Below are 10,135 nucleotides of genomic sequence, written 5' to 3'. Positions count from 1 at the left end.
CCGGCGCGGCCTACCTGCCGATCGACACCAGCTACCCGGTACAGCGGCTGGAATTCATGCTCGAAGACGCCGCGCCGGTGTGCGTCCTGACCACCGCTACCGAGCTGGACACACTGCCCGCGGGCACCATTCCGGCGCTTTTGCTGGAGGAGACCACCGGCTACGACGACGCACGAGTCCGCAACCGCGAGCGCGTCACACCGCTGCGCCCGGACAACCTGGCCTACGTCATCTACACCTCCGGCTCCACCGGCGTGCCCAAGGGCGTCGGCGTCGCGCACCGCAATGTGGTCGAGCTGTTCGCCAACACCCAATTGCTGTTCGAGTTCGACGAAACCGACGTGTGGACGTTGTTCCACTCCTTCGCCTTCGACTTCTCGGTGTGGGAGCTATGGTGCGCGCTGGCCAACGGTGGCACCGTCGTCGTGGTCGACTACCTCACTTCCCGGTCCCCGGAGCAGTTCCGTGAATTGCTGATCCGGGAGCAAGTCACCGTGCTCAACCAGACGCCCTCGGCGTTCTACCAGCTCGCCGAGGCCGACCGCGCCGCACACCACGACGAGGGCAAGTTCGCTCTGCGCTACATCGTGTTCGGTGGCGAGGCACTGGATCTGCGTCAGCTGCAGCGCTGGTACGAGCGGCATCCGGTGGACGCGCCCTGGCTGGTGAACATGTACGGCATCACCGAGACCACCGTGCACGTGTCGTTCCTGTCGCTGGACGAGCAGATGGTCGACAACGCGGCCAGCGTGATCGGGCGCGCGTTGCCGGGCCTGGACGCGTACGTGCTCGACGACCGGTTGCACCCGGCGCCGGTCGGGGTCGCCGGAGAAATCTACGTCGCGGGGGCGCAGCTCTCGCGCGGCTACCTGGGGCGTCCCGGGTTGGCGGCGACCCGGTTCGTGGCCAACCCGTTCGGTGCGCCGGGGTCGCGGATGTACCGCTCCGGTGACATCGGCCGGTGGGTCGGGTTCGGTGGTCAGGCCACCCTCGAATACGCCGGGCGTGGCGACCAGCAGGTCCAATTGCGTGGATTCCGCATCGAACTCGGCGAGATCGAAGCGGCGCTGCTGCGCTGCCCGGGAGTGAGTCAGGCGGTGGTGCTGGTCCGCGAGGACGAGCATGCCGGTGACCGTTTGATCGGGTACGTGGTGGCCGATGCCGGGGCGAGCATGGATCCGTCGGTGCTGCGGGCGCAGGTGTCGGAGTTCCTGACCGGCTACATGGTCCCGGATGCGATCGTGGTGCTGGACGCGCTGCCGCTGACCCCGAACGGGAAGCTGGACCGGCGGGCGCTGCCCGCGCCGGAGTTCGTCTCCGCGACGGTGTTCCGCGCGCCGAGTTCGCCGGTGGAGCAGGCGGTGGCCGATGTGTTCGCCGGGTTGCTCGGCGCCGCCGAAGTCGGCTTGGACGACGACTTCTTCGCGTTGGGCGGTAACTCGCTGCTGGCCACGCGGGTGGTGGCGCGGATCAACGAGGCGCTGGACGCGAATGTGGCGGTGCGCGAGCTGTTCGAAGCGCCGACGGTGGCCGCGCTGGCCGCGCGGGTGGTGCCCGGCGCCGGTGCGGGTGCGCGCACGGTGCTGGAACGCGCCGAGCGGGTGGAACCGATTCCGTTGTCGCTGGCGCAGCAGCGGATGTGGGTGCTCAACCAGTTCGACCCCGCCTCGGCGGCCTACAACATTCCGATGGCGATCCGGTTGACCGGCGCGCTGGATGTCTCCGCGCTGCGCTACGCGCTGGCCGACGTGCTCGAACGCCACGAATCGCTGCGCACCCGGTATCCGACCGGGCCGGGCGGGCTGCCGTACCAGCAGATCCTCACCGTCGAGCAAGCCCTGCCCGGCGGGCTGGACGTCGTCGTCACCGATGACCCGATCGAGCAGATCACCGAGCTGATGCTGACCGGGTTCGACGTCACCACCGAAGTGCCGGTGCGGGCGTTGCTGCTGGAGTCCGGGCCCGACGAACACCTGCTGGCGTTCGTGGCCCACCACATCGCCGCCGACGGCGCGTCCATGGCGCCGCTGGCGCGCGACCTGATGAGCGCCTACCTGGCTCGTATCGGCGGCAACTCCCCCCGCTGGTCTCCGCTGGAGGTGCAGTACGCCGACTACGCCATCTGGCAACGCAGCGTGATCGGCACCGACGACGACGAGACCTCGGTGGCCGCGCGGCAGCTGGCGTATTGGCGCCATCAACTCGCCGGACTGACCGGGGAACTGGAGCTGCCGCTGGACCGGCCCCGCCCGGTCGTGGCGAGCATGCGGGGCGCCAACACCGGTTTCGCGGTGTCCCCGCAAGTACACGCGGCTTTGGTCGCCCTGGCGCGCGAGCACAATTGCACCTTGTTCATGGTCGTGCACGCCGCCTTGGCGGTGCTGCTGGCGCGGCTGTCCGGTGACCCGGACGTCGCCATCGGCACACCCATCGCCGGACGCGGCGAACGCGTGCTCGACGACCTGGTCGGCATGTTCGTCAACACCCTCGCCCTGCGCACCCGCGTCGAGGCGGGCATGAGCTTCACCGAACTGGTCGACCAAGCCCGCGAAACCGACCTGGCCGCCTTCGCCAACGCCGACATCCCCTTCGAACGCGTCGTGGAAGTCGTCGCCCCCGGCCGCGCGACCACCCACAACCCCCTGTTCGGCGTCGTGCTGTCGTTCCAGAACAACGAACAACCCACCCTGCGGCTGCCCGGCCTGACCGTCGCCGCGCTCGACACCGGCAGCGTCGCAGCGAAATTCGACCTGCAGGTCAACGTCAACCCCCACCACCGCGACGACGGCACCCCCGGCGAACTCGACACCGTGTTCACCTACGCCACCGACCTGTTCGACGAAACCACCGTCCAAACCCTCGGCCGCCGACTCGAACGCATCCTCACCACCATCGCCACCGACCCGCACACCCTCATCGGCGACATCGACATCCTCGACGACGCCGAACGGGAGCGGATGGCGGCGGCGGCCGGATCGGTCGGCGCCGAAGCGCCCACCGCGACCGCGGGCACGGCGCTGACCCAGGCACTGGCGGCCGCGGTGGAGGACGACCCCGACGGGCCCGCCGTGGTGTCCGGTGAGAACGCGCTGTCCTACCAGGATCTCGACGCGCGTTCGTCGCGGTTGGCGCGGGTGCTCATCGCGCGCGGCTGCGGACCGGGCGCGGGCGTCGCGCTGCGGCTGGACCGCGGCATCGAGGCGGTCATCGCCACCTGGGCCGTCCTCAAGGCCGGCGCCGCGGTCGTCCCGGTCGACGCACTCGACGCACCGCTGCCGCACGAACCGGAGATCAAGATCGGTCTCACGACCGGCGGCTCCGGCTCGACCGGCGCGCTGGACTGGCTCGCCCTCGACGACCCCACCCTCGTCGCCGAGATCGCCGCCGAATCCCCCCGCCCGGTCACCTACGCCCACCGCACCCGCGCCCTGCGCGGAAGCGATCCCGCCTTCATCGGTGCGCAAGTGCTCAGCTACGACGACCTCGCCACGGCCGCCGGACGGCTGCGCGCACGCACCGAGCTGACCTTCGAGTCGCGCACCTTCCAGCACGGCAGCGCGCAGTCGCCGGCCGCGCTGGTCGAAGTGGTGGCCGCCGGATCGGTGGGCGCGTCGGTGGTGCTGGTCGACGCGGACGGCGCGCTGACCGAGTCGCTCGCCGACGAATGGGTAACTCATCTGGTGACGGATCGGACCGGGCTGGACACGCTCGACCCGACGGCATTGGAGGACTTGCAGGCCGTGGTGCTCGACAATGGTGTCGGCCGCGTGCCCGCGGGGCCCTGGACGACTGTGACCGCTATCGTCGAGCTCACCGAACTGTTCGGCGCCGAGTGAAGCGATTCGCGGTCAGACGCAAGCCCCCGGTTGTGTGACTATGCACACACCCGGTTGGTTTGCTGTATCAGGGCGTCCGCTGGAAATGTGTCAAGGACGTGTTCTTACAGGCAGGATGTGCAGAGTTTTCATGTTTCGCTTGTCGGGGAATAGTCTGCCGGCTCAAGGATGGGGAATCAGGAAGCACGAAGCGGGGCTCGCGTGACGCGGCCCGCGCGGGTGCGGCCCACGCGCACCCGGCGACCTAGAGTCACTACCCTCCCGCAACTGATGGCAACCGCCGTCGAAGCGAATCCGACCGGTACCGCGGTCGTTTTCGCCGACGCGGTCAGCTCTCGGGGACACCTCACCTACGCGGAACTCGACGCCAGGTCCACGCGGTTGGCGCGGCTGCTCATCGATCGGGGGGTCGGTCCGGAGGATCTGGTCGCGGTGGGTATTCCGCGGTCGGTGGAGTCCGTGGTGGCGGTGTGGGCGGTGGCGAAGACCGGTGCGGGGTTCGTGCCGGTGGATCCGAACTATCCGGCCGATCGCGTCGAGCACATGGTGAAGGATTCCGGGGCTGTGCTCGGACTCGCCGTCACGCGCGTGGTGGAGGACCTGCCCAGCGAGATCGAATGGCTGGTCATCGATTCCGACAGCTGCACCCGGGCACTGGAGGAGTACCCGACCGAACCGGTCACCTATGCGGATCGGCTGCGGCAGCTGCGTGCCGAGCATCCGGCGTATGTCATCTACACCTCGGGATCGACCGGCATGCCGAAGGGCGTGGTGGTCACCCAAGCCGGGCTGGCCGGTTTCTGTGCCGAGCAGCGTGATCGGTATCGGGTGACGAGTGCGTCGCGGACGCTGCATTTCGCGTCGCCGTCGTTCGACGCCTCGGTGCTGGAGTTGCTGCTCGCGCTCGGCGGCGCGGCCACCATGGTCGTGGTCGCGCCGACGGTCTACGGCGGTGACGAACTCGCCGCGCTCCTGCGCCGGGAAGCCGTGACGCACGCGTTCATCACCCCGGCCGCGCTCGCGTCGGTGGATCCGACGGGGCTGGACGAGTTGCGTGTGGTGGTGGCCGGTGGCGAGGCGTGCCCGCCGGAGCTGGTGCGGCGCTGGGTGCGCCCGATCGCCGACGGGGATCGCGAGTTCTACAACGGGTACGGCCCGACCGAGACCACGATCATGACGAACATCAGCGCGCCGCTGGTGCCCGGCGAGCCGGTGACGATCGGCGCGCCGATCCAGACGACCACCGAATACGTCCTGGACGAGCGCCTGGTGCCGGTCCCGATCGGCGTCGTCGGCGAGCTGTATATCGGCGGGCCCCAGCTGGCTCGCGGCTACCAGTTGCGTCCTGGTCTCACCGCCGTGCGTTTCGTCCCGAATCCCTTCGACCCGAACCACTCCCGGTTGTATCGCACCGGTGACCTGGTGCGTTGGACGCCGAATGGTGAGTTGGAGTATCTGGGTCGCAACGATTTCCAGGTGAAGATCCGGGGTTTCCGGATCGAGCTGGGTGAGATCGACGCGGTGCTGGCCGCACACGAGACCGTCGACTTCGCGGTCACCGTCGGCCACCAGTTGGACAGCGGCGCGACGATTCTCGCGTCCTATGTGCACGCGGCGACCGGGCACTCGATCGACACCGGAGAGTTGATCGCGCACGCCGAGCGCAGCCTGCCGGTCCACATGGTGCCGACCTCGCTCACCGTGCTGGAGGAGATCCCGCTGACCCCGGTGGGCAAGCTGGATCGTCGCGCGCTGCCCGCGCCGCAGTTGCAGACCAAGGAGTTCCGCGCGCCGTCGGGAGCGCTGGAGCAATTGGTCGCGGGCGTGTTCGGCGAATTGCTCAGCGCCGGTGACGAGATCGGCGCGGACGACGATTTCTTCGAGCTGGGCGGCAACTCGCTGATCGCGACGCAGGTCGCGGCCCGGCTCGGCGCGTCGATCGGCGCGCGGGTGCCCGCGCGTACGGTGTTCGAAGCGCCGACGGTCGCGCTGCTGGCCGCCCGGCTCGCCGAATTCGACACCGGCGCTGAGCGTCCGGCGTTGGTGGCGGTGGAGCGTCCGGAGCGGGTGCCGTTGTCGTTGGCGCAGCGGCGGATGTGGTTTTTGAATCAGTTCGATACCGGTTCGGCGGAGAATAATATTCCGTTCGCGGTGCGGTTGTCGGGTGTGTTGGATGTGGCGGCGTTGCGGGCGGCGGTCGCGGATGTGGTCGGGCGTCATGAGACGTTGCGGACGGTGTATCCGGCGGTGGATGGTACGGGGTATCAGGTGGTGCTGCCCGCCGCGCAGGCCGTCCCCGACCTGACGCCGCACAGCCTGACCGCCGACGAACTCCCCGAGTGGTTGGGTACGTTCGCCGCCGCCGGGTTCGATGTGGCGGCCGAAGTGCCGTTGCGGCTCTCGCTCGCGCGGATCGGCTCCGACGACTACGTCCTCGCCGTCGTGGTGCATCACATCGCGGCCGACGGTACGTCCATAGCACCGCTGGTGCGCGACCTGATGACCGCCTATGTCGCGCGCAGCGCGGGCGCCGCCCCGGGGTGGGAACCGCTGCCGGTGCAGTACGCCGACTACACGCTGTGGCAGCACGCCGTGCTGGGCGACGAGAACGACCCCCGCTCGGTGGCCGCGACGCAGATCGCTTTCTGGCGCGAGGCCCTCGCGGGCATCCCCGATCGGCTCGACCTCCCGATGGATCGGCCGCGTCCCGCCTTGCCGTCGGGTCGCGGCGGCGTCTACGCCTTCACCGTCGACGCACCCACCCGGGCCCGGCTCGACGAGCTGGCGCACGCGCACGGCGCGTCGCTGTTCATGGTGGTGCACACCGCGTTCGCGGCGCTGCTGGCCCGCTTGTCCGGCACCACCGACATCACCATCGGCACGCCGGTCGCCGGCCGCGGCGAGGCCGAACTCGACGACTTGGTCGGCATGTTCGTCAACACGCTGGTGTTGCGGACCCCGGTCGATCCGGCGTCCTCGTTCGCCGAACTGCTGGCCGCGACCAAGGAACGCGACCTGGCGGCGTTCTCGCATGCCGAGTTGCCGTTCGAGCGGTTGGTCGAGGTGCTCGACCCGGTGCGGTCGCAGGCGCATCACCCGCTGTTCCAGGTGGCGCTGTTCTTCCAGAACATGGAACAGGCGCGGCTCGAGCTGCCCGGCCTGTCCGTCGCGGCGGTCGAATTCGACGGCGCGGTGGCCAAATTCGATCTGCAGCTGACGGTGACGCCGCAGGAAGGCCCGGACGCGGGCCTGGCCGCCCTGTTCACCTATGCCACCGATCTGTTCGACGAGGGTTCGGTCGCCGAGTTCGCCGCGCGCCTGAACCGGTTGCTGCGCGCCGTCGCGGCCGATCCCGACCGCGCGCTGGGCGGGGTCGACCTGCTCAGCGTGGTCGAGCGGGATCGCATCCTGCACGAGTGGAACGACACCCGGTATCCGGTTCGCTCCGAGTTGCTGCTGGACGGGTATCGCCGTGCGGTCGAGGCTCATCCGGACGCGATCGCCCTCGTCTACGAGGGTGTGGAGTTGACGTTCCGTGCGTTCGATGCGCGGGTGAATCGTGTGGCGCGGCTGTTGATTTCGCAGGGTGTGGGTGCGGAGTCGTTGGTGGGGTTGGCGGTTCGCCGGTCGTTGGATCTTGTGGTGGGGATGTATGCGATCGTGGCGGCGGGTGGGGCGTATGTGCCGTTGGATCCGGATCATCCGGCCGAACGCATCGCGCACATCCTGGACACCGCTCGCCCGCTGTGCGTGGTGACGACCGCCGCGGACGCGGCGGCGCTGCCGGGCGACGTCACGGCCCTCGCCGTGGACACGCTGGATCTCGACGGCTTCGACGACAGCCCGGTCCGCACGGAAGAACTCGTGCGTCCGGTGTTGCCGCACCATCCGGCGTACGTGATCTTCACCTCCGGTTCCACCGGCCGCCCCAAGGGCGTCGCGGTGTCCCATGCGGCGATCAACAACCAGATCGCGTGGATGCTCGCGGAGTATCCGCTGGGTCCGGACGATGTGTACTTGCAGAAGACGGCGACGACGTTCGACGTCTCGCTGTGGGGTTACTTCATGCCGCTGCGCGCGGGCGCGAAACTCGTCGTCGCCACGCCGGACGGACATCGCGATCCCGCTTACGTCGCGGAAACCATCGCCGCGCAGGGCGTGACGGTGACCGACTTCGTGCCGTCCATGCTGACGGTCTTCGCCGCGCACACCACGCCGGGCAGCTGCCCGACGCTCAAACACGTCTTCGTGATCGGCGAGGCGCTGCCGCCGGAGACCGTGGGCGCGATGCAGGCGGTGTCCGACGCCGCCGTGCACAACCTGTACGGCCCCACCGAGGCGGCCGTCTCGGTGACCTATTGGCCCGCGGCTGCCGACGAGCGCACCGTGCCGATCGGCCTGCCACAGTGGAACACGCAGGTCTACGTGCTGGACTCGTGGTTGCGGCCGGTGCCGGTGGGCGTGCCCGGTGAGCTGTATCTCGCGGGTGATCAACTGGCCCGCGGTTATGTGCGGCGTCCCGATCTGACCGCCGACCGGTTCGTGGCGAACCCGTTCGGCAATGGCGAGCGGATGTACCGCACCGGTGACCTGGTCGTGTGGCGCAAGGACGCGGACGACGCGGTGCTGGACTACCTCGGCCGGACCGATTTCCAGGTGAAGTTCCGCGGTCAGCGGATCGAGCTGGGTGAGATCGAGACGGCGCTGCTGGCGCAGCCTTCGGTGAGCCAGGCAGCCGCCCTGGTCGCGGCGTCGTCGCTGGGCGATCAGCTCGTCGCCTACGTCGTTCCCGCTCCGGGCGACCGGATCGACGCGCAGGCACTGCGGTCCGCGATCGGCGAGACCTTGCCCGCCTACATGGTCCCGGCCGCGATCGTGGCGCTGGACGCGTTCCCGCTGAACTCCAGCGGCAAGCTGGACCGTAAAGCGTTGCCGGAGCCGACTTTCGAGACCAAGCAGTTCCGTGCGCCCGTGACGGCGATCGAGGAGATCGTGGCGGGGGTGTTCGGTGAGGTGCTGGCGCTGAACCGGGTCGGCGCGGATGACGATTTCTTCGCGCTCGGCGGTAATTCGCTGGTCGCCACCCAGGTCGTGGCGCGTCTCGGTGCGGCGGTCGGTGCGCGGGTGCCCGTCCGGACACTGTTCGAGGCGCCGACCGTGGCGGGTTTGGCGGCGGCGCTCGAGTCGCATACGCACGGTGAGCGCCGGGTCGAGTTGGGGAGTATCGCTCGTCCGGAGCAACTGCCGTTGTCGTTGGCGCAGCGGCGGATGTGGTTCCTCAACCGCTTCGACCAGTCCGATGACGCCGCGGAGCAGATCGGTTCGGCCGCTTACAACTTGCCGTTCGCGTTGCGGTTGACCGGTGCGCTGGATGTGGGCGCGCTGGGTGCGGCGCTGCGCGATGTGGTGGCGCGGCACGAGGTGCTGCGCACGGTGTATCCGGAGACGCCGGACGGTCCGGTGCAGGTGGTGTTGCCTGCCGCGCAGGTCGCGGTGGACCTCGGTCCGCGGGTGCTGGCCGAGTCCGAGGTCGCGAGCAGCGTGTACGCGCTGGCGGCGACTCCGTTCGACGTGACGGCCGAGGTCCCGTTGCGGGCCGTGCTCATCCAGGTCGACGGAGCGCCCGACACGTATGTTCTCGCGGTGGTGGTGCATCACATCGCGGCGGACGCGTCGTCGATGGGTCCGTTGGTGCGGGATGTGATGGTGGCGTACGCGGCTCGTACTTCGGGCGATGTTCCGGGGTGGTCGCCGTTGCGGGTGCAGTACGCGGATTACGCGTTGTGGCAGCGTGCGGTGCTGGGGGAGGAGTCGGATCCGGAGTCGCTCGCGGCGCGGCAGATCGCGTTCTGGCGTGCTGAGCTGGCCGGGTTGCCCGACGTGCTGGAGTTGCCGACCGATCGCCCGCGGCCTGCGGTGGCTTCGCTGGCGGGTGCGCGCGTGGATATCGAAATCGATGCGGCGACCCACGCGGGACTCGTGGAGTTGGCTCGTGCGCATGGCGCGACGTTGTTCATGGTGGTGCACACGGCCTTCGCGGTCTTGCTTGCTCGCCTGTCCGGCAATGCGGATATCGCCGTCGGCACGCCGGTCGCGGGGAGGGGTGAGCGGGAGCTCGATGATTTGATCGGCATGTTCGTCAATACCGTGGTGTTCCGGACGCGGTTCGAGCCGGATGAGTCGTTCGTCGGCCTGCTGGGTAAGCAGCGTGAGTCGGATCTTGCGGCGTTCGCGCATGCGGATGTGCCGTTCGAGCGGTTGGTGGAGGTGTTGAATCCGCCGCGGTCGACGGCGCGTCA

At 69.2% G+C, this 10,135-nt stretch carries 2 protein-coding genes; both read left to right on the top strand.

Annotated elements, in window-relative coordinates:
* Positions 1-3,836 (top strand): amino acid adenylation domain-containing protein (locus tag ABZ552_RS33950; protein WP_357441938.1); only part of this gene is annotated, 3,836 nt, incomplete at its 5' end.
* A gap of 270 nt (positions 3,837-4,106) precedes the next feature.
* Positions 4,107-10,135, top strand: a 6,029-nt coding sequence (locus tag ABZ552_RS33945) for an amino acid adenylation domain-containing protein (protein ID WP_357441936.1), incomplete at its 3' end; no start/stop codon positions are given.

This window comes from Nocardia sp. NPDC019219 (assembly GCF_040632645.1).
GTDB classification, from domain to species: domain Bacteria; phylum Actinomycetota; class Actinomycetes; order Mycobacteriales; family Mycobacteriaceae; genus Nocardia; species Nocardia sputorum.
The sequence above is the reverse complement of the archived record's forward strand: the minus strand, read 5'-3'. Positions and strand labels throughout refer to the sequence as shown.